Raw genomic sequence first — 25,037 nt, forward strand, 5'->3', positions numbered from 1 at the left:
TACTGCTCTAGAACCGAAAAGTTAAACAGTTTTAAGGTCACTGAAACAGTGCTTTTTGGATAGTTACCGACCGATAACATTGGCGAAGCTAACTTTACCCGAAAGGAGATTGAGGCAACCATACCTCACTGGAGGGGCAACAATACCCCTCCACCCCGAAAGGGGTATGCTTCTTAAACCGCTACCGCGCGTTCCTCCCTGGTCTGAAGCTTGCCCGATAAGCGAAGCGAAGGGACACGGGGTTTCCCACAACGGAGGAGTTCTAATGATTGAAAGCGCGTTCTGCCAAAAAGCTGCACTGCCAAAAAGCTAGAAAAAGCGACCATGAGACACTGATCAAGGAAGGCTTGAAGGGTGTCTATCAGATTTATTTCTCTTTAATTGTTAACTATGGTTTCCCAGTTAGAAACTCCGACCCTTAATTCAGCGCTTCACCTAACCTACACCCTAGAAGGGCTGATACAAGTCTTTACCAGTTCCCAGCGCAGCTTTTTTACCAATGTGATTGCCCAAAGCTTGAGAATCGCTGGACAGGGGACACCTGTGCTGGTGGTTCAGTTTCTCAAAGGGGGTATTGGTCAAGGACACAAGCATCCGATTCGGTTGGGACAGTATTTAGAATGGATTCGCTGTGATTTGCCACGATATATCGATACCCCAGAATTAGATGAGGCAGAACATAGTTCGCTCAAGCAGTTGTGGCATTATACTCAGCAGGTCGTGTATGAGGGGAAATACTCTGTCGTTGTCCTTGATGAATTGAGTTTAGCTATCAACTACGGCTTAATCCCCCTAACTGAAGTATTGAGATTTCTGGAAAGTCGCCCCAGTTCAGTAGATATTATTCTCACAGGACCCGATATGCCACCAGAACTTTTGGAGGTGGCTGATCAAATCACAGAAATTCGTCGGAGTCATCAGCCTTAGTAGGGGCTTGGTAACCAAGCCCCTGTACAATGTTGTACAGGAAAGTTTTTTGTCGCTCATTCTAAGGTAAAGTGACATGGCAGGGGAAGCGAGAGCGGTTCGTTTCCAGCTTGGAAACATTGAGGTTTCTGGTTATCAGCTAACCTCTGATCAGGATCAGCGTTTGTTGTTCACCCACAGGCAAATTGCCGAAGTTGTGGGAAAAAGTAAGGGGACAGCGCAAAAATTTTGTAAATCAAACGAAAACAACTTGCCAGAAACAGTCAAGGCTGTGGTACCGGACAAGCCTAGACCGATCGCGTTATCATCCTGGGATGCAGCCGTAGCGTTTTGGCAACATCAAGCGGATGCGGGGAACGAGACAGCAACGGCTTTAGTGGAAGCGGCGAATTCTATACCTCTAGAGACTCTCCCAATTAAGACAGCGAGTGATATAGAGCCAGACAACCCACCCTATCCCAAAGACATAGAAGCTGCGATCGCGCAATTACCCCGAACAGATGAATTTCCCCTGGATAATCAACTCCAGCAACTAGATCAGGGTTTAAGTTTAATCGCCAAATGGCTAGAGGAAGCGGGATTGGATCAACGTGCGATCGCGTCGTGGAAATTGAATGTACTTACCCAGCGTTTTCCGGCTTTAGCCAGTGCTGCGAATCAAGCACAGCAGCTTTTAGTCACCCATTCGGTTGAGGAACCATCGGGGATGATCGCCTCCCAAGTGGCTGAGAAGGTGTCAGAGCAATTAGGACGAAAAGTTAAAGCCGCTCAAGTCAACGCCGCACTCCATGAATTAGGCATTCAGGAATGGACAAAACCGGGTTCGAGGGAGCGACGACTCACCGAGAAAGGAAAAGCATACGGGCGAGCTCTGCTAGCCACATCTAAAACCAATACCTGGAGTGGAGCGCAACTGAGATGGTTTGATAATGTTGTTCCTTTGTTATGTGAATATTTGGCAGCTTCCAAATAAAATAAGTCAATTGGTTGCCATTCAGGTTATCCTAGTAAGTCGGCTATAGTTACCTGCGATGATTAAGAACGATACTTGGATTACTCAAATGGCTCAAAAGGGTATGATTACACCGTTTGAGCCAAAGTTAGTTCGTCGCGTTGATACGCTACATGTTATCTCCTATGGTTTGAGCAGCTTTGGCTACGATATCCGGCTCTCACCTGTGGAGTTCCGTATTTTTCGGCATATTCCGGGTACGGTAGTTGATCCAAAAAACTTTAATCCAGAAAACTTAGAACCGACTCAATTACATCATGATCAACAGGGAAACTATTTTATTCTCCCTGGACATAGTTATGGTCTTGGCGTGGCATTGGAACGCATTGCCGTGCCAGAAAATGTCACGGTTCTGTGTATTGGTAAAAGTACCTATGCCAGAGCCGGTATCATTGCCAATCTAACTCCCGCTGAAGCAGGTTGGCGAGGTCATTTAACCTTGGAAGTTAGCAATAGTTCTCCCGCCGATTGTCGGATTTATGCTAATGAGGGCATCGTCCAATTGCTCTTTTTTGAATCCGAGCTATGTTCGGTGACGTATGAGCAACGTAAAGGGAAATATCAAGATCAGCCGGAAAAGGTAGTTTTTTCCAAAGTTTGATCATTAGTTTTACAAGTGAGAGTAGGCATAATTACGATATAATCTTGTATATATTGGCATAAAACACCTAATCAATATGGATGAAGCTTATGTCGAAAAACTGTAGGGGCGCAATGCTTGCGCCCGATTTAACTGCAAAATCTCTTCCATAAGATAAAGCTTAGATTGATATTGAGGTAATAACGAAGTGGAACGATTTTGTATTGATGTAATTGCAGCAACACCCAATCCGCAACAAGTAGTTTGGGCAGCAATGCACCAAGATTATTCAGAACATTATGTCTGGGATAGCCGCGATCGCTGGCCCCCTGAGGAAAGATCAGGTGAACTAATTGTTAAGCATTTGTTGGCGGGTGAGCGAGGACATTATGGCTGCTTAGAACACCCCCAAATTACGTTTAATGTTGGTTATTTTCCTCACTCAATGATGCAGCAAGTTCGCACCCACAGAGTTGGTGTGAGCTTTGATGTTCAATGTCTGGCGGCTGATACGGAGATAACGTTTGTTAACGATAACGGCGAAACTTCCAAAGAACTCAGAACAACGATTGGAGAATTGTACGAACGGTGGACGAACGGTAAAAAAAACATTCCTCAAAAATCTATCCTGGGAATCAATGAAAAACCGTCTATAGACTATCAATGTGAAGGCAAAAACCGCATCTGCAAAATGCATTTACGGGTTCTTAATGAAAACAATGGTTTATTTGAAACGGGACATATAAAAGATGTCATATTCAGTGGAATTCAGCCTGTTTACAGAGTTACTTTAGCTGATAGAAAAACCCTTGATTGTACCGTAAATCATCGCTTGTTTACATCAGCAGGTTGGCAGACGATGGGTGATGCAGTTGGTTTAATAACATCTACTGATGGCTGTGTTGTTAAACTCACAAAGCCTTGCTCAGTGATGTGTAATGGTATGGCGGTGGCTAGTAACACAGAATCATCACAATGGCAATCTCAGCGACAGTCTGCTGGTACTAATATTAAGGCGCACCCTGTCAAGGTTACTAAGGTTGAATATTTGGGTAAGCATAAGACCTATGATTTAGAGGTAGACGGTCAATGGCATAACTTTGTCGCTAATGGAATGGTAGTGCATAATTCCTTTCGCTATACGGGACAGCGAATTATTAATGTTGCTCAAGGAAAGCAAGACATCGAAGAGGTATTTTACCTGCGTCCTGTAGGAAACTATACCAACCGTCAGGGAAAGCGTTATTTCTATTCTGAAGCCCAACGGAGTGAAGATATAAAGTGGTGTTTAGAGGCTTGTAAACGGTATCAGCAACGAATAGAGGAAGGGTTATCTGAAGAACATGCGAGAGGGTTAATTCCTTTCGACGCTAGACAGAATTTTGTCCTCAGTTGTAATATGCGATCGCTGATGCATCTTTTGGACTTAAGATGGAAAAAAGATGCTCAACTAGAGGCGCAAAAGTTCTGTGAGCTTCTTTATCTACATTTTGAAAAATGGTCTCCGGCTGTCGCTAAGTGGTATAAGGAAAACCGTGCCAAAAAAGCGAAACTATCCCCCTAATATCATGTCCGGTTGAATACCCATAATTACGGTGATGGGGAGATGGGGTGAGGTTGAGTACGGGCTTGGTTACCAAGCCCGTACATTTTTATTATGAGTGATTTGCCGGACATCATATAAAACATCTGTTGGTTTAATCCCACGTAGGGGCGAAGCATTCGCGCCTAAATTGTTCGGTTTTATTATCAAATATTAATCGCGAATGCTTCGCCCAGATAACCAGTTGGGGTGGATAAAAAACCCTAGTCCATTAAACAGCAGGTAAACGCACCTGAAAGCAGCTACCCACCCCAACCTGACTGGTAACTGTGATTTTCCCACCATGACGCTGCGCGATCGCAGCAGCAATCGCCAAACCTAACCCTGTCCCCCCCTCGCGGCGAGAACGGGCTTTGTCCGCCCTCCAGAAGCGATCAAACACAAAGGGTAACTGTTCTGGCTCAATGCCGATTCCTGTATCCTTAACACTAACAATGGCAAAGCGATTAGTTTTTGCCAAAATTAGGTCTACTTTCCCTTTAGCAGGCGTGTATTGAATCGCATTTTCCAGTAAGTTACAAAATAAGCGAGTCAGTTGTGATTCATCCCCCACCACAGAAACCGTCGCTAGCCACTGAGACTGGAGTGTAATCTCTTTGTCTTGAGCAAAAGGTTCTAACAAATCCAGCAAATTATGTAAAAATTTATTCATAGAAATTGGGATTTTTTCACGGCTAGGAGTTGATACTGTGCGATCAGTTCGGGCTAAAAACAGTAAGTCTTCTGATAAGTGACTCATCTGATCAGTAGCACTAGCAATAGCCGCTAACTTTTTCGCATCCTTGGGGTGAATTCGCTCCGGATGATTTCGCATCACATCAACGGATGCTTTAATCGCCATCAAAGGACTACGTAACTCATGGGACGCATCTGCTGTAAACTGTTTAAGTTGCTGAAAACTTTGTTCAATCGGCTCCAATGCTTTCTGTGTCAACCAAAGTCCGCCCAAACCGACTAAGCCTAACCCCATAAAACCCCCCATCCCCAATCCCCACAGCAGTTGACGCTGGACGATTTGGATATCCTCCATCGATTGAGAGGCGCGAATATACCCTTCTAGAGAGGGTTGATTGGGGGTTGAGCCATCTTTAAACACAGAAATGGTGTACGTGCGAATCTGTCTAGGCTTTTGCCTCTCCTCTAGGGTTTGAGAACCGACTCTGAGTCGAGAGTCCAACTCTAGGGCGCCTCGACTTGCCAAAAGTTTACCCTTGGCATCAAACCATTCTAAACTTTGCTGATCCCGATTAAAAATATCACGCCAGGGAACCGCATCAACTTGATTAAGATATTGAGAACCCTTCATTTTAACAGGAGTGAACGAGGCGGCGGCGGCTTGAGCCAGAGTCAGTAATTTTTTATCCAGTTGATCATAAAGATTGCGACTAACAAAGACATAAACTCCCGTGCCAAAGAAACTCAAAATTGCTGCCATTACAGTTAGGTAAGACAACAATAGACGCCATCGTATACCTTGAAACATTATCAGTCTTGAGTTTTGATTGTGTAGGGGCGGGTTTCACTACTATCGTTTCTGCCCCTCACAGTAGATGTAACTAAACCCGCCCTGACTGTGTGTATGTGTGGATTTTACCAATAACCTTAAGGAGAAAAACCCTAATTTAACGAAACCCGCCCTGACCGAGATTTGAATCATTGTAAAACCAATGAACAATCAACAATCACTGTTTCAAACGATAACCCAAACCATAAACCGTTTCAATCAAATCACTAGGAGCGCCGCCGGCTTCAAGTTTCTGTCGTAAACTGCGGATATGAGCTTTAACCGTCGCTTCTTCCGGGAGTCGCTCAAAGGGCCAAAGGTGTTCTAAGATTTGAGCGCGGCTAAATACACGACGACCATGGCGTAAGAAAAATTCTAACAACGAATATTCTTTAGGTGAAAGCGATAAGAGGTTATCTTCATAAAAAACTTCACAGGTACCTGGATCTAGACGCAGCTTTCCCCACTCCAATACTGGCGGTGCAGTAGAAACACCCCGACGCAGTAAAGCTCGAATGCGAGCTGATAACTCTTGCAAGTCAAAGGGTTTAACCAAATAGTCATCAGCTCCTGCATCCAATCCCATCACCTTATCAGTAATGGTATCCTTAGCCGTTAGCATCAGAATCGGAGTGCTACAGCCTTGGGAGCGTAGTTGCCGACAGAGTGTAATCCCATCAATTTTGGGTAACATAATGTCCAGCAAAATTAAGTCATAGGTGACAGAATCAGCGAAATCTAACCCCTCCTCCCCATCATGCGCCACATCGATCGCATAATGTTGATCGGTGAGATCTTCTTCTAGGGCATCGGTAATGCGCTCATCGTCTTCCACGAGTAAAAGTCTCATACACCTGTGACTGAATACGACTTATCGCTCCCAAGTCAAGTAGTTTAAAGTCTCACTCAACCTACTGTGATGGCGGGGTAGCTTCATCTCCCGGCGTCATCGTTTCATCTCCCGGCGTCATTGGCGTGGTTTCCTCTGCGGGAGTTGGTTCTATAGTCTCCGTCGGTGTAGGCTCAGTCTGACAAGCTACGAGAAATGATGTTAAACCCAATACCAGTGAAAAAGCGACAATCTTTAACTTCACGACATTATCTCCTCAAATTTTCCAAGTCCAACCGTCTTACCGGAGTAATTGGGTTGCTTCTACATTCCAGCTTGGCGTTAATCGCCGTTACACCCTTAAAAAGCCCTTTATTTTTCGGCTTCATCTGCTAACGTTAAACTCAAAAAGTAAAAAACTCGATAAAATCACACAATAGTTTCTGCCTTACCCTAAAACCCGTAGCCACTTCAGTAGGCATCATTCTGTATGAGTCCGATCTCCGATACCCTCGTTACCGCCTTCGAGTCATACCAGGCGGGTGACTTCCATCGATCTGAATTGCTCTGTCGCCAAATTCTTTCAGAGCAACCGGATTCCACTGAAGCGCTGCATATCCTGGGTACGATTGCTCACCAACTGGGGCGGCTTGATGAAGCTATCGCCTGTTATCGTCTGTTGATTACTCTCATCCCCGACTATGCTGAAATTTACTACAGCCTAGCGGCGGCGCTACACGCCTCTGGAGAGTTAACTCAAGCTATTCCTTACTACCAACGAGCGATCGCGCTCAAGCCCAATCACAGTTCAACCCATTACGACTTAGGCAATGCCTTCAAAGAGCATGGTAACCTATCGGCGGCGATTGAACAGTATCAAAAGGCACTTAAACTCAATCCTAGTGATCCAGATGTACACTGTAACTTAGCCAACGCCCACTTAGAACAGGGACAAAGTGAACGTGCGATCGCGCATTACCAACAGTCCCTTGCCCTAAGTCCAAATAATCCTGGCGTTTACTATAACCTAGGCAATGCTCTAATCCAGCACAAGCAACTCAACGCCGCCATACAATCCTTTCGTTGGGCAGTTACCCTAGCGCCCAACTATGGGGATGCTTATCTTAAACTAGCCGAATCCCTGCACCTATTGGGTCAACTCAAAGAAGCGATTTTCTATTACCAGCAGGCAATTTTCTTCCAAATTAACACCCCTGAAGCGCACTATAACTTAGGCAATGCTTTCCTCGAACAAGCTCAATTTCAGGACGCCCTCAGCCATTATCAAAAAAGCTTAACCCTAGATCCTAAATTTTTCAAAGCTTATGTGGGCATAGGTTGCACACTATTACCCCAAAATCAGTTCGAGAAAGCCATAAATTATTTACAACAAGCCCTGCGTCTAAATGCCACTCATCCTGAAGCCAACCATAACCTAGGACTTGCCTTAGCGAGTCAAAACCAAATAAACGAGGCAATTCCCTACTTCCAAAAAGCGTTTCAACTTAAACCGGATTTGATTGAAGCTCAATGGCAGAGTCAACTTGTCTTACCCATTCTCTACGAAAATCAGAGACAAATTTCCATTTGGCGTCAGCATTTTTGCCAAGGACTCAATTACTTACAGCAACAAATCGCCTCATATACCGCTGTTCAGAGAACACAAGCAGTCAAAGCATTAGCCAAACATGCCTTCAGCTTCTACCTAGGGTATCAAGGATTAAATGACCGAGGCGTACAACGGAAATATGGAACATTAGTTCATCAAATGATGGCTACCCATTATCCCCAGTGGGCAACGCCTCTATCCTTACCCCCACTTAGTCTCACTGATAAAATCCGTGTCGGTTATATTTCGGCTTATTTTCGCGGACATACCGTTGGTAAATTAACCTTAGGCTGGATAAAAAATAGCGACAAACAGAGCTTTGAAATTTATACTTACCACATCGGTCATAAAGCCGACTTTATAACGCAAGAATTCAAAAAGTATAGTGATAAATTCTATCACATTTATGGCAACTTAGATGCCGTCTGCCAACAAATCCTCGCCGATCAACTCCATATCCTCGTATTTACCGATATCAGCATGGATGGCTTGACCAGTCTCATTGCTGGCTTGAGGCTAGCCCCGGTACAATGCGTGACCTGGGGGCATCCAGTAACCTCGGGTTTACCTACCATTGATTACTTTCTATCGAGTGAATTAATGGAGCCAGACAAAGCCAAATATCACTATAGCGAACAACTGATTCCTCTGCCAAATATCGGCATTTGTTACGAAAAGCCATCGATACAAAACCCGAACAAAACCCGATCTGACTTTCAGCTTAGCGAGGATGCCGTTATTTATCTATCTTGCCAATCATTATTTAAATATCTGCCCCAGTTTGACTTTATTTTTGCCCAAATTGCTCAACAAGTACCCCACGCCCAACTTGTCTTTATTGCGTCTCCAAGTTCTCGAATTACTGCCCAATTTAAAGCCCGTTTGGAACGAGTATTTACTCAGATTGGTCTCAATTATCAAGATTACTGTATAATTTTACCCAAACAGGACTGGGTAAGTTACATTAATCTTAATTTAGTCTCCCATATTTTTCTAGATACCTTAAGTTGGTCTGGGGGAAATACCACATTAGAAGCAATTGCCTGCGGTTTACCTGTAGTAACCTGTCCGGGTGAATTTATGCGCGGTCGTCACGCATCTGGTATATTAAAAATGATGGGAATAACAGAAACAATTGCCAATAATGAAGCTGAGTATATCGAGATAGCCGTGCGGCTGGGTTTAGACAGCGACTGGCGACAATCTATTGTGAATAAGATTTATCAAAACCATCATCGACTATATGATGATCGCACAGGTTTAACAGCTTTAGAATCGTTCTACAAAAAAGTTGTATAGCCTGTCTTCATTTAATAGCTTAGGGGGGATTACTTCGTTCTCTGGGTAATCTGTGTCCCTCCCATTCAGTGTTCGGGGAAATGTCATTCAATCTGTGTAATCAGTGTTTTCACCAATTTCGTCGCCAGTTAAAAAAGCCTTCCAGCAGATTTTGTAACATCTGATTCCGCTCTAACCGTTGACGTTGCCACTCCTGTGCTGTTTTAGAAAGAATCTCTGACATTGTAGGCGAAGCTTGGGGCATTTTAGCCAATGATCCCACCTTAATTTTATGACGAATCAGCAGCGCGATCGCACCAATCAATTCATCTGCACCTGCTCCCACAATTAACCCACCTAAAATCGTCCCATTCCGACGCACCACCAGCTTACAAAACCCAGTTGTTTCCCCGATAATTTGCGCCTTATCCAAACTTTTAAAATACTGTCGCACCACCCAAACATCCTTCCCATAACGCTCTCTAGCTTGCGCTTCCGTTAACCCCACCCGTGCCAAGGTTGGATCAGTAAAAATTGTCCAGGGAATCCCCTGATAATCTACAGTCCACAATGGAAAAAATAAAGCATTTTTTATCGCAATATTCGCTTCATATTCGGCAATATGCTCAAATTGATAACCACCAATCACATCACCACAAGCATAGATACGGGGATTAGTCGTTTGCAGTTTTTGGTTGACTTTCAACCCTTTTCGGGAAAACTTAACACCAACCCCTGCTAAATTCAACGATTCAATATTAGGCGTTTGACCCGTCGCCCAAAGAATTTCATCGATTTCAATGGCTTGATTCCCCACTTGCACCCATTTTTTCCCCTCAATTAACCTTACCTGAGTTACTGAACTTTGAGTCAAAACACGAATTCCCTCAGCTTCCAATTGCGCTTGAACTAAACACGACGCCTCTGAATCTTCTTGAGGAAAAATATGAGCCTCACTCACCGCCAGTGTCACCTGGTAATCCAGCCGCGCTAATGTTTGAGCTAGTTCTACAGCACTAGGAGTACCACCAACAACTAACCAATGTTTCTGTAACTGAAAGGGAGAAATTTCTTCTAGCTCCTCCGGTTCTCCCAGAGGGGTAGGTTTTATGACTTTATCGGTTTCTGGAGGAACCCTACTCGTCAAACCCGCCCCGATAACTTTGTGTCTAAACTTATCTACGTGATTCCAGATAGTTCTTGGGGTAAAATAACTGGTTGTATCTAACCCATCGATATCAGGAATTTCTGCACAAGAGCCCGTTGCAATTAAATATGCCCTTGCCCGCAAGCGTCGGTTATTGACAACAAAGCCTAGGTGAGGTAAGCGGCAAAATTCTCCGTCTCCAGAAATGACATCCACACCTAAAGATGCCAAAATTGCTGGAGAAGTGGCTTCAGAACAAGTAGAAACCACCATGTTTGCCCATTCCATGGCTTCAGTAATTTGTACAGTAGGAAAATAGAAGGTTGACTCAAAAGGACTCAGATCCATTTTAACATCCTCTTTCTCTGCGTCCCAGAAGTGCCATGGCAAGTCTCTAGATAATTCCCCGGCTTCCCCTAGTTTATTGACTAACTGTTTTTTCAACTCAGGAGTATCAGGAATCAAGGAATTTATAGAAGGATAAATTCCAAATTGAGGTGCCTTCCGCACTTGCTGAAGAACGCGCCCCACCTGCATCAATGCCTGATTGTATAGCGCTGCTTTACCCAGCCAATTGCTTTGGAGATTCTCAGGTTCAATCAAAGCAACACGCGCCTTTAATTGAGATGCAGCCAGAGCAGCATAAGCGCCAGCCCTGCTATCACCAATTACAATAAGGTCATAGTCATTTATCATTCGTCATATCATTCCCAATTATTTCTCCAAATCTATAAAATTTTCACCCAAATACCTCCAATACCTCTGCTACCTGGAGCGCTAACCTCTGCGTACCTCTGCGTTGAAAAAATAATTGCATCATAATTCATAACTTATAACAGCTTTCAAAGCATCCAATAAACGTTGATTATCCCCTTGAGTCCGAATAGCAACTCGAAAATAACCATCGCCCAATTCCGGAAAGCTCAAGCAATCCCGAATTAAAATACGGTGGTACTTAAGTAGATCTTCCTGAAGTTGGGAACAGGAGTATTCTGAGCGAACCAGCAAAAAGTTAGCCGCGCTGGGATAGGGATGTAACCCTGGTAACGATAATAACCCTTGAAAAAGGAGCGATCGCGCGGCGGGTAGCCAATCCCAAGTCTGTTGTTGAAATGCCTGATCCTGCACCACAGCCCTACCAGCAGCGACAGCGAGGACATTCACGGACCAAGGATCACGCCACTGTTGCCAGCGTTGTAGGCGCTCAGGATGGGCAATAGCATAACCTAAACGGAGTCCAGGAAGGCTGTAGAATTTAGTCAGCGATCGCAAAATAACCAGATTTGGATAATCCTGCACCCAAGGAATCAGGCTTTGCTGCTGATCTGGTGGCAAAAAGTCCATAAAGGCTTCATCCACAACCACTAGGGCAAATTGCTCCAAATAAGGCAGCAGGTTAGCTGTATCCCATAATTGACCCGTTGGATTATGAGGATTATTCAGCAGCAAACCCTGATCTTTGCCAGAGACTAATTTTGGGATTGGGGATTGGTAATCAGGGGATTGGTAATTGGTAATTGGGGATTGGGCATTGGGCGAAGCATTCGCGTTGAAATTTGGGTAGAAAACCGATAGATCTGGGCGCGAATGCTTCGCCCCTACGAATTCCACGAATGGATGACTTCCAAATAAAAGACACGCCCTGATTCTGGCATTAAACGCCCTGAGCGCCCGTTGGTAGTCACTAAAGGCTGGAGTCAGGATAATCGTTTCCGCCAATTGTGAGAGTTCCCTGGCTGCCCAGGTTAACAACTCAGCCGAGCCATTCCCCGGTAGAATCCAGTCAGGGTTCAGCGTGGGATGGAGTTGACTCAGAGCCACCCGTAATGGGTAGTAATCCGGTTCAGGGTAAGCCACCAACTTATCAAGATGAGACTCAATCGCCGCGATCGCACATTTTGGCGGTCCTAAAGGATTGATACTCGCCGAAAAATCCAGAATCAGGGAAGGGGCACAACCTGCCCGCGCCGCCGCCCAGGCTAGATTTCCCCCGTGAATAGGTCGTTTCAAGGATAAATTCTCCTTAAAATCAGTCTGTAGAGACGCGCCATGGCGCGTCTCTACATTCTCTGTTATCTTCACCAATCAGGTCTAACTACACCCTTACTTGGGAGGAGCAACTTTTTCCTTAAACAGTTTACCTGCAGAAAACGCGGGCACTTTCGTCGCTGGGATTTCCATCTTATCGCCGGTTTTGGGATTACGTCCCTCACGGGCTTTTCGTTCCCGCGATTCAAAGGAACCAAAGCCAACCAAGGTGACTTTATCGCCCTCAGAGACAGCTTCCATAATTGACTCCAATGCCGCAGTTAACACCGCATCCGCTTGTTTTTTGGTCACAGCAGCTTTTTCCGCCACTTTATCCACTAATTCGCCCTTGTTCATCATAAATCTCCTTATTTCTGCGCGAATCCAAGGTCAACGCTTACTCTAACCCATTAGTCTAGAGTTCAGTATTTGACCCCCAAAACCAGGGGTTTCAGGGAAAAATGCCTGAAACACCCACCGGCTCGAAGTTTCACTGCATTATTCTAATGGTTGATTGCCAGATATGGAACGTTGAAAGCTTTAAATTATGTAGATTTCGGCATTTTTGAGTATAAATACTGACTATATTTTTTAATATTCCGCCAAACTTGCCCAAAAACGCCCATTAGATTCCTGCGGGTAGGGGCGCACCGACGTGCATTGGTGTCAACTTAAGCGCTAAAAGCAGAGGGAGCAGGGGGAGCAGAGGGAGCAGGGGAAGCAGGGGGAGCAGGGGGAGCAGGGGAAGCAGGGGGAGCAGGGGAAGCAGGGGGAGCAGGGGGAGCAGAGGGAGCAGGGGAAGTAGGGGAAGTAGGGGAAGCAGAGGGAGCAGAGGGAGCAGAGGGAGCAGAGGGAGCAGGGGGAGCAGAGGGAGCAGGGGAAGTAGGGGAAGCAGAGGGAGCAAGCAACACGCCCCAGTTTGTATCGAACTGCTCGAAACAATAATTGGCAAGGGTTGTAGCTTAAGTTGACACGGATGGGCACTGCCGTGCCCTCTACCGCTGAACCGATGTCTAGAACCCCCCCGTCGTGGGAAACCCTCGGCGCTGTAGAACTTCCTGCGCCTCTTGCCCTGGCGTGTAGTTGTAGCCAAAAGCACCACGTTCTGAGTCATCCAGAATCTGAGGCGTGAGCAATACAATCACCTCTTGGCGTTGATTTGTCCGTTCTGTACTTCTGAACAACGCTCCCAGAATCGGTAAATCGCCTAAAATTGGCACCTTTCTTACCGTTGTGCGATCGCTCTCCTGAATAATACCCGTCAGGATTAGAGTTTGCCCATCACGCAGGCGAATTTGACCCGAATTCAGATCACGCACATTCAGAAGAGCAATTTGGTTGGTATCGTCTCCAATCGAAATGTTTTGTACACTGCCGATAGAGGTAACTCTCGGATTGACGTTTAGAGTAACAAACCCATTATCGTCAATGCGCTCAACTGTGACACCCAGTTGTAAACCAGCTTCTTTAATCTCTGTGGTGACAGTTACCGTCGTTAGGTTGTCACTGCTTTCTGTCTCCCTCCGAATATTTCCCACAACCTCTTGTGTCAGGTTAACACCTGCTGTCTGTCCTTCTTGGATTAACAAAGTGGGATCGGTCAAAATCTTGGCATTTCCACTCGTAATTTGAGCTTGTAATCTCGCTAAAAACTTGGTCGGAAATTGGAATAAATCAGGTAAGGCAGAGGTTGCTGTCCCTCGAGTTCCTGGTGTGAAGTTGAAAGTCGTTGTTGGAGGAGTAGCAGGGGTAACTAGGTTACCATTTTGGTCAAAAACAGCTGGGGTTCCCGGAGTAGTCGTTATTGTAGTCAGACTAGATGTACCTAATGTAAAGTCTGTGATCCCACCTATAAATGGATTTTCTGAAATTCCAGCAAGACGTCTAAAAAATGTCAGATCATCACCCTGAGCTGTATTAACCTGGAATCGATTATTCACCTGATCAGTAATAATTACACGGTCATCAACTCCCGTTCCTGGAATGGTTACACCAGTAGCATCAAAATCAATGAACGTATTAGCTCCAGCAAATGGATTTGGGATAACAGTCGGAGCACTGAGACTGGACGTTGTTTCTAAATCAGTTGGGGGTCTAAACTCACCGTAATTGAAGACTGCCGCCCCATTATCGACGACAAAAAAGCCATCCCCGACACCGAAGGAAAAGCTGGTGTTGACGGCATCAGTCCCCAATAAGTTAACGTCAACAATCTTGACATTAATTGCCACCTGACGACGCCGCAAATCTAACTGCGTCAGGTAAGCCGAAGCCAGTTCAATGTGGCGGGGTTCACCCACCAAGGTAATTGAATTCAATCGCTCATCGGTTGAAACCGCTAATCCCCTCAGCAACAAGGCACCCGTTGCTTCCCCTGGCTGATTGACGGTGAGGGGTCTCAACTCTGCGGGTTGTTCGGTTTCCCGAATCACGGCTCCTGTTTCTTGATTGAATTCTCGTTCAATCGGGATAACCACCTGTTGCACTTCTGCCCCTTGGGTGGCTAGGAAGGCAGAGGCGCTGGAAACGCTAACCTGATTTAACCGTAAGGTGCGACTAATCACATTACGTGCCGCTTGGGGCAGGCGAGTCCCCACAAATATAGTACGTCCCCGACGATTTGCCTGGAGTCCAGCAAGCTGGAGAACGTAGTTAAACACATCTTGAACCGGTTCATTTTCTAAATCCAGAGAAATTGTTTCCTCAGCCGCCGCCGCTGCCTCACCACCGCCTCCTCCAGCAAAGGCAAGGTTCAATCCAGCCGATCGCGCCAATAGTGCCAAGACTTCTCGCACAGGGGCTTCTCGCAAGGACAGGCGGGGCACTACAGCCGCTGTTCCTAGGTCAATCTCGCTGGCGGCGGCATTCAGATTAGAAACCGCAATATCCCCCACAGGTGGCGCAACAGCCCTAGGTAAGAATGGGGGTGCTGGAGCAACTGGTTGAACTGTCCCCGCAGGTGCAGCCGGAACCCCATCAATGGTAATTGTCGGATTGGGAACTAAAACATCGGGTGAAGGGGCTGGAACCAGAGGAGTGGGAGTGGGTTGGACTTGGGTGGGTTGGGGAGATTCTGGTGTCGGGGTTTGGGCAATAACTGGGGGTGAATTGAAACGCGGGGATTGCGATCGCGCAGTGGCGGGAGATGAAAAGTCTGAGTTGGATCGAGTTATCGCTGGATTGGGTAGAGTGGGAACGGTTGCTCCTGATTCTCTTGGTGGCGGAGCAACCGGAATAGAAATGCTCTCTTTATTGGCTGTCGCTGGATTAAGATTGAAATTCGCTGGAGCGGTAATCTCAGGTTGAGTGCCAATAGGACTCGTTGCCACATTAATCGTCTCTCTCCCCTGGGTTCGTGCACCTGCGCTTCCTGGCTGGGGAATACTCACATTGTCTCGAATCCTGGCGCTATTTGTTTGAGTAGAGGAGGGTAGCGTTGGTGAATTAATGGATACTGACTCCCCAGAGGGCGAGGAAACCGGAATCGGCACGGCGGCTTGATTGCTGGGAGCAGGGCTAATTCCTAGGGTAATTGCCTGAGTTTCTTGCTGGAGAATTTGACCCTCCGGTGAACTTTGGGTCCCACTCACGGTTACCCGAATGCTGTTAGGATCGATTTGACTCACCGTAACGGCTGTAATACCGGGCATGGGGTTGTCTTGGCGAAAGCTATTGCCTTCGCTCAAATTCAACCGAGCATTGACAATATCAGCCACCCAATCCTTACCCCGGTTTATCGGGAAAACTTGGGGGCGCAGATCCCCGGCTTGGGTTTCCAGTATCACTTCTAAGGTACTGCCTCTGGGATTGAGCCGTACTGCAGTGACTTGAGCCGTCGCCGCCCAGACGGGTTCTGTTATTGATAGGGAGACGGCAGTCGCGATCGCGATTCCACTCAACAGTTGATCCTGTCTCACAATTCACTCCTCACTCATGACCTCTAAACCACCTTAATCCTAAGATGCTAGGGTTGACACTCACCCGGTTAAAACGCGGGTGATTCTTCCGTCACAGGGAGGCAGAGTTTTACATCTTCTAGGATGAAACCTTTACCCTCAGAAAGCTTACCTACCGTGTGTCCCACGGCTTGCAGTCCTTTAATTTCTATAATGCGAGCGGATGCTACATCCCGATCGCATTCATACCCACAATACTGGCATTTGTGTACCCGTTGAGAGAGCTTTTTCTTACCTGTATCCTCTAAACAGTTGGAGCAAGTCTGACTTGTTCCGGCTGCGGGTACTTTCTGGAAGTACACACCCCGCTTAAAACAACATTGAGATAGGATATCTAGAAACTGACCCCACCCTGCATCTAGGCAGTGTTTAGCTAAAAAGCCTCGAGATGGTGCTTTCAGGTTGAGTTGTTCGGCAAATATCATATCCGCCCAATCACAAAGGTTATGGGCTAACTCCCAATGGTAGTTTTTGCGGTGGCAAGCTATTCGCTCATGTAGTCGTGACACTTTGGCTTGTGCTTTGGCGCGATTGTTTGACCCTGAACGCTTTTTAGACACCTTCTTTTGCAGCGATTTAAGCTTGCCTTCTAGATGTTTAAATGGTCGTGGATTGGGAAACGTTCGCCCATTAGACACGGCGGCAAAGTGCATTAAGCCGACATCTATTCCCAGTGATGTACCAGTCGGACTGATTTCAGGCGACGCCCTGAGTTTGCCGAAGGGTACATCTACTTTCCATTGTAAGGTTAACTGTACATACCAGCCGGATACCCGTCTTACGATTCGTGCTTGTTTAATAGTTGCATCATCGGGAATTGGACGGGATTGGATGAATTTAACCAGCCCAATTTTAGGGAATTTGACATATCTCCCTTGAATGGGATCTTTTCCCATTGATGGAAAAACAAATGACCGCATCCGACCCGCTTTCTTAAACCGTGGAAACCCTCGCCCATTCTCCCACATTCCCTCAAATGCCTTTTGCAAACGCTTAAGGGTTTGCTGTAGCACTTGTGAGTGTACTTGGCGTAGTGCAGGGATATTCTTTTTAGCCTGAGTGAGACTTTCGCACTGACTGGAATAGTTGGGTGCTGGTGCATCCGCTGGTATAATGTACTCGTATTTAATCAAACAAGCGTTTATTGGAGACTTACGGGAATTTGCCCAATCTTTCCGCTCACAAAGGGCATAGTTATAGACTCTACGACATTGTTCTAGCCACTCAGCCAAAGTGGCTACTTGAGCGGTAGTTGGTTTTAGCTTAAACTCGTAAATCAGATTAAACACTTGCTCGACCATACACAACGTTTTCTAAAATTATACTACACTATTAATTGAGTAGAGTCAGAAAAAAAATACATTCGCAACTAAAGTTGCGCTTGCTGGACGCCTTGCTCGGTTTCATCCCTCGGATAAATCACGAGGGAGCTTTCACCATCGCTTGTACTGTAAATTAATTAAGCTGGGTTCAGAATTTCTTCCCAGACGTGCCATGGCACGTCTCTACACCTCCTGCACCCCTACGCCCAGACGTTCCACGCCTTACGTCTCTACATTACTGGGCAGGTTCTGGGGCTGCTGCTGCTGCTGCTGCTTCCTGCTTTTGTTTCTCACTCAAGGGCATCAACACATCCAGTCTATAGTTTGTTTTCAGAGTCGGTTTAGCACCGGGGATGATTTCTTCGTCTTTCTTTACAATAGGTATCACTGTACCTTTGTCATCGACCAACAGCCCTTGCGGTGTACTGATCTCTGTCGCCAAATCTTTCACAACGACTAAGGTTTGCAGTCGCTCAATACTGCGTAAAACTGACTGAATTTCGTTAAAGCTGCCCTCCATTTCTAAATTAAAGCTTTTGCGTTTGAGTTTACCGTTAACAGCTGCTCCCAGGGAACCATCGGTAACGATATCACTTTCTTCTTCGTTTATCTCGACAGGTTCATAACTCGTCAATTCTCCGTCTATGGTTTTAAAAAATCCATTCACATCCAACAGCAAGGTATCTATTGATTGTTCATTGGCAAATAAACTTAACACCTTCTGGTTTTGCTGCTTTGCCTGAACCAATTCCAATTCTTTCTGTTGAATTTGCTGCTGGATCTCTTGAGGATCTTGGCGCTGACTCTCCTTTTCTTGGCGCTGAGTTTTTAACGTGTTGTATTCTTCAAAGACAGGCTGTACCACATTCATCGCCAAGTAAGCTGCCCCCAAAATTCCTAAGACAGCGAAGATAATTCCCGAAACTTTTGGCGTGAAGGTAATCCCAAACGCGGTGGGATAATTTGGCGCTTCCTCCTGCTCTTCAACGGGGATAAAATCTGGATCAGCATAAGTCATAGTTACATCACTCCGTAGTTGTCTCAGTTGGGCTTGGGCTTGGGCTTGGGGCTGGGGTGGCTGTCTCCGTTGCCTGATTCTGCTTAATCTGCTGTAAGGCTTTGAGCCGAGCCACTAATCCCACCGCTCCTTTGCGGTCAATTTCGCGCAATAGTTCAGAGGCTGGGACATTTGTCAAGCTAGTTTGAACGGTATAGCTGACTACTTTGGGTAACTTGTAGGTGATCTCAGCAACCGTCTCGTTGCCTTCCTTTTGCGGTACTTCTAACTGAGCGGGGTTCTCCTCCAGTTGAGCGCTAACGATACGAGTTTTTTCATCTTGAAAGAAGGGAGATTGTTTTAGCGTCAGCAGAAAATTGTTCACATCATCAAATGTCTTGGCTACGCCAGAAATCTCTAAGTTCATCGTGGGTAGGGGCGTGTTACCCTCAGTCCCCTCAGTCCCCGCAGCCCCCTCAGCCAATTCGGTTTCCGTTTGCTCAATCGTTTGAATTTGTACATTGGTGGGGACGCGATCGCGAACATCCTGTAAAATAGCTGACCAGGGTTTAATTTGATTAAACACCGTTGCCAGCGCCTCAGTTTCATTTCTAGCCCCTTGGATTTGAGTATTAAGCGCGGCTATTTTATCTTTTTCCGCTTGCAAGCTTGCTAATTCGGCGTCGATTTCAGCAATTTCAGCGGTTAACTTGGCATTTTCCTGAGTCAGCCAAAACCAACCAGCGCCTACTAACCCAGGCAGAAGTAACCCAACAATCACACCCAGAATCAGCGGCGTCATTTCCCCCATTTGAATTTGTTTTTTGGCTTTAGGGGACTCTGATCCTTTATCGGCTTGGCGATAATCGGGTCTATCGTTAAGAAAATTAATATCGAGACTATACATTAGGGTTAAACCTCCCGCAATCCTAATCCTAGTACCGTTCCCAATCCGGGTCGTTGTACTGGGGGAACATCTTGCTCCATCTCTAAGGATAGTGCCGCAATCGGATCAACCTGAGTAGTGGGCAAGCTTAATCGTTGGGTAAAAAATTCATCCAGTTGCCCAATTCCGCCGCCGGGTCCGGCTAAGAGGAGTTGAGCCACTTCTAGATTTTCACTCTGATTTAAATAAAAGTCGATGGAACGACGCAATTCATCGGCGAGTTCGCCTAAAACTCTCAGCAGGGCTGCCATTCCCGGATTAATTCCCGTGGCGCCTGTGCGAATGCCATCCACGGGGGTGTTGGGTATAGTCATTCCTTGCAAGAGTTCTGTGTTTCTAGATGTCGGTAAATTCATCGCTCGCGACAAGGCACTCTGGAGTTGGAAGGTGCCAATGGGAACGGTGCGGGAAAACTGGGGTACACCATCGACAATAATGGCAATTTCAGTACTATCAAATTCTATATCCACTAATACCGCCGCTTCTTGGGGAGCAAATTGTCGTAGTTGCTCGCGAATGGTGCGAATCAGGGCAAAACTATTGATTTCTAGCACATCGACTTTTAACCCCACCAGTTGGAAGGTATCCAGATAGGTGTCAGTCACCTCCCGGCGCGTTGCCACTAGCAAGACTTGTACTTTTTCAATCCCATCTTCGTCCATGAAGAAGCCCAGTTTTTGGTAATCTAGGTCTACTTCTTCGCGAGGATAGGGTAAGTATAGACCCGCTTCATGGTTAAGCACCATATCTCGCAGTTCAGTGTCATCAAGTTCGGCGGGAATGGGAATAATCCGGATCACCGCTTCCCGCATGGGAACAGCCGTGGCGACTTGCTCGACTTTGAGTTTATGCTCGGCGAGAATTTCAGTCACCAGTTCAGCTAAACTGGCGGCATCGATAATTTTCCCCCCGTCAAATAATCCTTCGGGGACTTCGTGGGTGTGAAGGCTTACCAGCTTGTAGCCCTGACCTTGCTTACGCAGTTGGGCGATACTAATACGTTCTGGTGCTAATTCTATCCCGATACCTTTCTTGCCCTTAGAAAATAGATCTTGGAAACGGTTAAACATAGCTCAGGTGGGGACTGGTGTCAAAATTATAAGGCTAAACTGGCTTAAGCGTTGATTGTTCATGTTCTGGCGAGACGCCAAGCCAGCTACATCGTTGGCGGCTAACTGGCGGGAATAGTTCTGCCGTTATGGTCAGCAGGCGTTCCTTTATAAAGTTCGCCGAGAAAACCCCATCCCAAAAGTGGGTGGGGATGAGAGGCGAGGCAGGCGACGGGGTTTAATACCCCTGAGCCGGCTAACAATCTATCGGGCTATCTGCAAAACATATAAGGTTTTGGGTTAATCTAAGTATATCAAAAGTTTGAGGTTTTCTTAATGGATGGGTGGGATCTATTTAGATGAAGCGTACCGTTTCTATCCCCGTCAATTTACCCCATAAAAGATTTCTACCCCTCATGGGGTTTTGTGCTGACATTTTTAATCAGCACATTGATTGGGCATTGAAGGAACAGACCTACAACAAAAACAAAGCTCACAAAGCTCTGTATGCCGACTTAAGATTGCAATATCCCGATGTGCCATCAGCGTTGCTGCAAACTATTCGGGATAACGCAATGGAGGCAGTTAAAGCAACCAAATTTAAGCGGCATCCCCAGAAAAAACCGACATCAGGGCTGCGCTATGACAAGCGCACCATGACACTGAGAGGGTGTCAGCTAACCCTTTCGTGCATTGGCAAGCGTGAAAAGCTTGTCCTGAATGTGCCAGAACACTTCAAGGAAATATTTGAAACCTGGGCGTTTTGCGGCGCAACTCTAACCTACTCAAAGCACAGTAAGCAGTTTTGGGTAAGGTTGGTGTTTGAAACCGTTGACGTTCCACAAGTTGCGGGAGAAATTCAGGGAATCGACCGAGGTTTGTATCATCAAGCCGTTACCTCTGACGGTCAGTTTTTCAGTTCATCAAAAATCAGAGGTGTACAAAGACGTTACTTATACAATCGTCGCCAGCTCCAACAAAAAGGCACTCGTAGCGCCAAGGGTCGTTTAAAAGCGATGTCAGGACGCGAGAAGCGGTTCATGAAGGACACGAATCATTGTGTAAGCAAGAAGCTAGCCAACCAGCCAGGTGTAGCAGTCTTTGTAGTTGAAGACTTGTCCAGTATTCGTACTCAACGACGGGGCAAGAAGATGAATAAATGGCTGGGAAGCTGGGCATTCTATCAGCAAGAGCAGTTTTTGACTTATAAGGCAGAAGCATTGGGTAAGCGAGTAGTTCATCAAGACCCTCGCTACACCTCGCAAAAGTGCAATGTCTGCAAGCATATCAAGGGGACAAATCGCAATAAATCACGCTTCTGCTGCAAGAACTGCGGTCATCGAACTCACGCTGACCTTAATGCTGCTAAGAATGTTCGCGATGACTATATTCTCTCTTTTACCCTTCAGGGGACCCAAGAGCAGGTGTCAGTCAATGCACCGTATGTTTCGGGCGAGAGCAATCTCGCCTAGTTACAAGCCCCATCCCAAAAGTGGGTGGGGCTGTTGACTCCTAATCCCTCTATACTTATGTCGCCAGTTCTATCCTGCCATATCCCAGACTTAGGGAAGTTCAGAACCGAGTAATCTCTCAGAAGTTTACCGGAGAAATTAGCAACGACAACGATCTGAGAACCTGCCTCATGCCAACGCAGGTAAGCGATGATTTTTGCCTCTGGATCTTCATGAAAAAAGTCAATATTTTCTGTATGAAGTGCTGGATGACATTTTCGCAGACTAATTAGATTTTTGTAATAATCAAAAACATTGCGATTTAGTTCATAACTTAATAAAATCCAGTTCAGCTTGTTCGGTTGATTAGGAGTCTGACTTGTGTATTCACCAAACTCTTCACCCATCCACAGCATCGGCACTCCCATTCTGCGCGATCGCAGGCAGGTTCATGCTCTATGGTAAAAGTTGATGATTTCCCAATTATTTAACTAAGCCAATCCAGGTAAAGGATAACATCGCCAATTGAGACTGATATAGACGAATAGCGCCATTGCTCCTCTTTATCGTTCACGAAGCAGGTATAGATACTTAGGCAAAAAGACAGAACCGATGGCTTAACAAAGTTTAATATTTTCCTTCAAACCTTTAGCCCTAAATACCAGGTTGCTGGCGGTAAATCACTGGATTTTAGTATAGCAGATAACAAAAATCCGACAATTTACTCACGGCTAGTAAAGAATTGAAAACTAAGGCGGCTGAAGACTTACGAAGTAAGCAAATAAAGCGTAGTATGCCTTAGTAATAGAGCGAATTATCCTGCGTAGCGTTCAATTCAATAACTATGTCGATTACCAGTTCCTTATCAGACTTTTCGATACCAGAAATTTTCCAGTTTCTAGAGAAAGGACAGAAAACTGGAGTGTTGACGCTAGGAGCATTGCCAGAAGATCCAACACCACTCAATGAAATTCATTACATTTGGGTTTACAAAGGGCGTATTGTGGCGGCGGCACACCAATTAGATCATCAAGGTTTAGTGAAACTGATTGCTGAACAGATGGGAGTGAGCCAGCGTGTGGTGACTAAACTTGTACAGCTATGTCCGACTGATAAACCCTTGGGGTTGAGCCTCAAACATCATGGAATCTTGTCCATCGAACATTTAAAGCAACTCTTCCAGAGTCAGGTATTGCAGCGAGTGTGTGCTTTATTTGAACTCAAGGAAGGTCAGTTTAAATTCATCCCAAACGCTCCCATACCCACCAAAGAAATGACGGGATTGAGCATATCAGCGACGGAAGCAACCTTAAGAGGGTTGCGATTGCTAAAAAATTGGGATAATCTCAGCGATAGACTACCCGATCCAAATTCAGGGTTAGCCAGTATCCTGGCGGGTAGCCCTCCTTATCGCCTATATCCTTTAGAGGAGCAAGTATGGGAACAGGCGCAAGGAACAGTTTCGTTGTCTGCGATAGCCAAAGAACTGAATGTCCCCGTTGAACAAGTGCAGCATGTCGCATTTACCCTGATGACGGTGGGTTTAGTTGAGGAAGTTCCTCTGTTGGCGGGTATTTTGCCAACTCAAGAAATTGAGCCTTTACCCACTCAGTTACCTGAAGCCTCAGAGAAACACGGGATTACGCCTTCACTCCTGCACAACTTAGTCGGTTTCTTGCGGAGTAAAGCAGGTAATCGTCAAGAGCGACATTGGAATTATGTTTCTACTCATTCATCTCCCACTTCATTACCCTTCCTAAAAAAAGAAAAAGAAACGATTAAATGCTAACCGCTTAATTTTAAGATTGAACATCAACGTTGGTAACGATTTGATCGAAATATTTAGAAAACCACAACCAGTAGTGATGCTCAATCAGGGTTAATTGCTCGCCTTACAGTGTCTTTATTCAAAACAATTCCTTCCTGTCGATAGAATCCCATCTGGGGATTATTCTCCTTTTCTTGATTTAGGATACAATTATTTACAAAATAATCACCATTCAAAGATTGATACCCTTGCTACGTCCCTCTGCTTATCTACTCATTGCTCATGGAAGTCGAGATCCACGTCCTCAGCGAGGACTAGAGGAGTTGGCACAGTTATTACACAAACAGTTAGTGAGTCAAGGTGAGGTAAGGGGAGCCTTAATGATTCGCGTCGGAACTGCCACGTTAGAACTAGCACCTCTACCCTTACATGAACAAATTTGTCAATTTGCCACCCAAGCTATAGGAACTGACTGCCAGCAAATCCAAGCTTTACCCTTGTTTCTCCTACCGGGGGTACATGTGATGGAGGATATCCCCCAAGAAGTCGCGATCGCACAACAACGGTTAGGGGAAAAAATCATCATCAACCAGCAACCTCATATCGGTGTGCATCCCCGTTTAGGACAGCTACTGGTGAATCAACAGCCATCTCTAAATGCCCCGATTAAAATTCTAGTCTCTCATGGCACACGCCGTCCGGGTGGTAACCAGCCAGTCGCCGCCTTAGCCGAGCAATTAGGCGCCATCGACGCTTATTGGTCAATCGAACCAACCCTCAGTCAACGAGTTGCTAACTTAAAGTCCGCTGGGTATCAGCATATCGCCATTGTTCCTTATTTTCTGTTTACTGGCTCAATTACCGATGCGATCGCGCAATCCGTCGTTGAGTTACAACAGCAATACCCTCAACTCCAACTAGAGTTCGGTGAACCTCTGTGCGCCACTCCTGAGTTAGCTGAATTAATCCTAGATTTAATCGAATCCTGAACAATCAAATCTGCGGTATCCGTATTGAACAATGGTTATAGT

Annotated in this window: 20 protein-coding genes; 8 read left to right on the top strand and 12 right to left on the bottom strand. The window is 45.9% G+C overall.

Annotation, left to right across the window (positions count from 1 at the left end):
- Positions 1-390: 390 nt before the first annotated feature.
- The 4 genes from RLO19_RS24930 (at position 391) to RLO19_RS24945 (ending at position 4,083) form a co-directional block, all read left to right on the top strand.
- On the top strand, positions 391-927 hold the full coding sequence (locus RLO19_RS24930) for a P-loop NTPase family protein (RefSeq protein ID WP_446360090.1): 537 nt from the start codon (positions 391-393) through the stop codon (positions 925-927).
- A 76-nt stretch (positions 928-1,003) separates the two neighbouring features.
- Positions 1,004-1,900: a hypothetical protein gene (locus RLO19_RS24935; protein WP_446360091.1), complete on the top strand. Its 897-nt coding sequence runs from the start codon at positions 1,004-1,006 to the stop codon at positions 1,898-1,900.
- 58 nt (positions 1,901-1,958) lie between these two features.
- Complete coding sequence (gene dcd / locus RLO19_RS24940; RefSeq protein WP_446360092.1) at positions 1,959-2,540, top strand: dCTP deaminase; 582 nt, start codon at positions 1,959-1,961, stop codon at positions 2,538-2,540.
- A gap of 187 nt (positions 2,541-2,727) precedes the next feature.
- Entirely contained in the window at positions 2,728-4,083 is a 1,356-nt protein-coding gene (locus RLO19_RS24945; RefSeq protein WP_446360093.1) for an FAD-dependent thymidylate synthase, read from the top strand.
- A gap of 250 nt (positions 4,084-4,333) precedes the next feature.
- Here RLO19_RS24945 and RLO19_RS24950 read toward each other — a convergent pair whose 3' ends face one another.
- The 3 genes from RLO19_RS24950 to RLO19_RS24960 form a co-directional block, all read right to left on the bottom strand.
- Positions 4,334-5,605 (bottom strand): sensor histidine kinase, encoded by a 1,272-nt coding sequence (locus RLO19_RS24950; RefSeq protein WP_446360094.1) that lies wholly within the window; start codon positions 5,603-5,605, stop codon positions 4,334-4,336.
- Positions 5,606-5,804: 199 nt separating this feature from the next.
- Entirely contained in the window at positions 5,805-6,476 is a 672-nt protein-coding gene (locus RLO19_RS24955; protein ID WP_446360095.1) for a response regulator transcription factor, read from the bottom strand.
- Between the two features lie 61 nt (positions 6,477-6,537).
- Positions 6,538-6,720, bottom strand: coding sequence for a hypothetical protein (locus RLO19_RS24960; RefSeq protein WP_446360096.1), 183 nt, complete (start codon positions 6,718-6,720; stop codon positions 6,538-6,540).
- Positions 6,721-6,945: 225 nt separating this feature from the next.
- Between RLO19_RS24960 and RLO19_RS24965 the strand changes: the two genes are divergently transcribed.
- Positions 6,946-9,363 carry a tetratricopeptide repeat protein gene (locus RLO19_RS24965; RefSeq protein ID WP_446360097.1) on the top strand — a complete coding sequence of 806 codons (2,418 nt, stop codon included), beginning with the start codon at positions 6,946-6,948 and terminating at the stop codon, positions 9,361-9,363.
- A gap of 109 nt (positions 9,364-9,472) precedes the next feature.
- Here RLO19_RS24965 and RLO19_RS24970 read toward each other — a convergent pair whose 3' ends face one another.
- From RLO19_RS24970 to pilM, 8 genes are all read right to left on the bottom strand, one after another.
- Complete coding sequence (locus tag RLO19_RS24970; protein ID WP_446360098.1) at positions 9,473-11,185, bottom strand: dihydrolipoyl dehydrogenase family protein; 1,713 nt, start codon at positions 11,183-11,185, stop codon at positions 9,473-9,475.
- A gap of 120 nt (positions 11,186-11,305) precedes the next feature.
- The gene (gene cobD, locus RLO19_RS24975; protein ID WP_446360099.1) at positions 11,306-12,499 is read right to left on the bottom strand and encodes a threonine-phosphate decarboxylase CobD; all 1,194 of its coding nucleotides are present in this window, start codon (positions 12,497-12,499) and stop codon (positions 11,306-11,308) included.
- A 93-nt stretch (positions 12,500-12,592) separates the two neighbouring features.
- Positions 12,593-12,874 (bottom strand): HU family DNA-binding protein, encoded by a 282-nt coding sequence (locus RLO19_RS24980; protein WP_446335223.1) that lies wholly within the window; start codon positions 12,872-12,874, stop codon positions 12,593-12,595.
- Between the two features lie 656 nt (positions 12,875-13,530).
- On the bottom strand, positions 13,531-16,434 hold the full coding sequence (locus RLO19_RS24985) for an AMIN domain-containing protein (protein ID WP_446360100.1): 2,904 nt from the start codon (positions 16,432-16,434) through the stop codon (positions 13,531-13,533).
- 68 nt (positions 16,435-16,502) lie between these two features.
- Positions 16,503-17,762 carry an RNA-guided endonuclease InsQ/TnpB family protein gene (locus tag RLO19_RS24990; protein ID WP_446360116.1) on the bottom strand — a complete coding sequence of 420 codons (1,260 nt, stop codon included), beginning with the start codon at positions 17,760-17,762 and terminating at the stop codon, positions 16,503-16,505.
- A 268-nt stretch (positions 17,763-18,030) separates the two neighbouring features.
- Positions 18,031-18,813, bottom strand: coding sequence for a hypothetical protein (locus RLO19_RS24995; protein WP_446360101.1), 783 nt, complete (start codon positions 18,811-18,813; stop codon positions 18,031-18,033).
- Between the two features lie 7 nt (positions 18,814-18,820).
- Positions 18,821-19,699, bottom strand: coding sequence for a PilN domain-containing protein (locus tag RLO19_RS25000; RefSeq protein WP_446360102.1), 879 nt, complete (start codon positions 19,697-19,699; stop codon positions 18,821-18,823).
- A gap of 5 nt (positions 19,700-19,704) precedes the next feature.
- Complete coding sequence (gene pilM / locus RLO19_RS25005) at positions 19,705-20,808, bottom strand: type IV pilus assembly protein PilM (protein ID WP_446360103.1); 1,104 nt, start codon at positions 20,806-20,808, stop codon at positions 19,705-19,707.
- A gap of 338 nt (positions 20,809-21,146) precedes the next feature.
- On the opposite strand from pilM, the gene RLO19_RS25010 reads away from it, so the two are divergent.
- Positions 21,147-22,259: an RNA-guided endonuclease InsQ/TnpB family protein gene (locus tag RLO19_RS25010; protein WP_446360104.1), complete on the top strand. Its 1,113-nt coding sequence runs from the start codon at positions 21,147-21,149 to the stop codon at positions 22,257-22,259.
- On the opposite strand, the gene RLO19_RS25015 is transcribed toward RLO19_RS25010, so the two are convergent.
- Complete coding sequence (locus RLO19_RS25015) at positions 22,256-22,654, bottom strand: alpha amylase C-terminal domain-containing protein (RefSeq protein WP_446360105.1); 399 nt, start codon at positions 22,652-22,654, stop codon at positions 22,256-22,258. The two genes, RLO19_RS25010 and RLO19_RS25015, sit on opposite strands and share 4 nt — an antisense overlap.
- Before the next feature lie 428 nt (positions 22,655-23,082).
- Between RLO19_RS25015 and RLO19_RS25020 the strand changes: the two genes are divergently transcribed.
- Positions 23,083-24,027: a DUF4388 domain-containing protein gene (locus RLO19_RS25020; protein WP_446360106.1), complete on the top strand. Its 945-nt coding sequence runs from the start codon at positions 23,083-23,085 to the stop codon at positions 24,025-24,027.
- Positions 24,028-24,254: 227 nt separating this feature from the next.
- Positions 24,255-24,995, top strand: a complete 741-nt coding sequence (locus tag RLO19_RS25025; protein WP_446360107.1) for a sirohydrochlorin chelatase — start codon at positions 24,255-24,257, stop codon at positions 24,993-24,995.
- The last annotated feature ends 42 nt before the right edge of the window (positions 24,996-25,037 follow it).

The organism is Coleofasciculus sp. G2-EDA-02 (assembly GCF_040226375.1).
GTDB lineage: Bacteria > Cyanobacteriota > Cyanobacteriia > Cyanobacteriales > Coleofasciculaceae > Coleofasciculus.

What these genes read in the sequence shown, in the direction of transcription:
- RLO19_RS24930 (WP_446360090.1), top strand. Translation starts at nt 391, where the DNA reads ATGGTTTCCCAGTTAGAAACTCCGACCCTTAATTCAGCGCTTCACCTA.
- RLO19_RS24935 (WP_446360091.1), top strand. Translation starts at nt 1,004, where the DNA reads ATGGCAGGGGAAGCGAGAGCGGTTCGTTTCCAGCTTGGAAACATTGAG.
- dcd (WP_446360092.1), top strand. Translation starts at nt 1,959, where the DNA reads ATGATTAAGAACGATACTTGGATTACTCAAATGGCTCAAAAGGGTATG.
- RLO19_RS24950 (WP_446360094.1), bottom strand. Translation starts at nt 5,605, where the DNA reads ATGTTTCAAGGTATACGATGGCGTCTATTGTTGTCTTACCTAACTGTA.
- RLO19_RS24955 (WP_446360095.1), bottom strand. Translation starts at nt 6,476, where the DNA reads ATGAGACTTTTACTCGTGGAAGACGATGAGCGCATTACCGATGCCCTA.
- RLO19_RS24965 (WP_446360097.1), top strand. Translation starts at nt 6,946, where the DNA reads ATGAGTCCGATCTCCGATACCCTCGTTACCGCCTTCGAGTCATACCAG.
- RLO19_RS24970 (WP_446360098.1), bottom strand. Translation starts at nt 11,185, where the DNA reads ATGATAAATGACTATGACCTTATTGTAATTGGTGATAGCAGGGCTGGC.
- RLO19_RS24980 (WP_446335223.1), bottom strand. Translation starts at nt 12,874, where the DNA reads ATGAACAAGGGCGAATTAGTGGATAAAGTGGCGGAAAAAGCTGCTGTG.
- RLO19_RS24995 (WP_446360101.1), bottom strand. Translation starts at nt 18,813, where the DNA reads ATGACTTATGCTGATCCAGATTTTATCCCCGTTGAAGAGCAGGAGGAA.
- RLO19_RS25000 (WP_446360102.1), bottom strand. Translation starts at nt 19,699, where the DNA reads ATGTATAGTCTCGATATTAATTTTCTTAACGATAGACCCGATTATCGC.
- pilM (WP_446360103.1), bottom strand. Translation starts at nt 20,808, where the DNA reads ATGTTTAACCGTTTCCAAGATCTATTTTCTAAGGGCAAGAAAGGTATC.
- RLO19_RS25010 (WP_446360104.1), top strand. Translation starts at nt 21,147, where the DNA reads ATGAAGCGTACCGTTTCTATCCCCGTCAATTTACCCCATAAAAGATTT.
- RLO19_RS25015 (WP_446360105.1), bottom strand. Translation starts at nt 22,654, where the DNA reads ATGCTGTGGATGGGTGAAGAGTTTGGTGAATACACAAGTCAGACTCCT.
- RLO19_RS25020 (WP_446360106.1), top strand. Translation starts at nt 23,083, where the DNA reads ATGTCGATTACCAGTTCCTTATCAGACTTTTCGATACCAGAAATTTTC.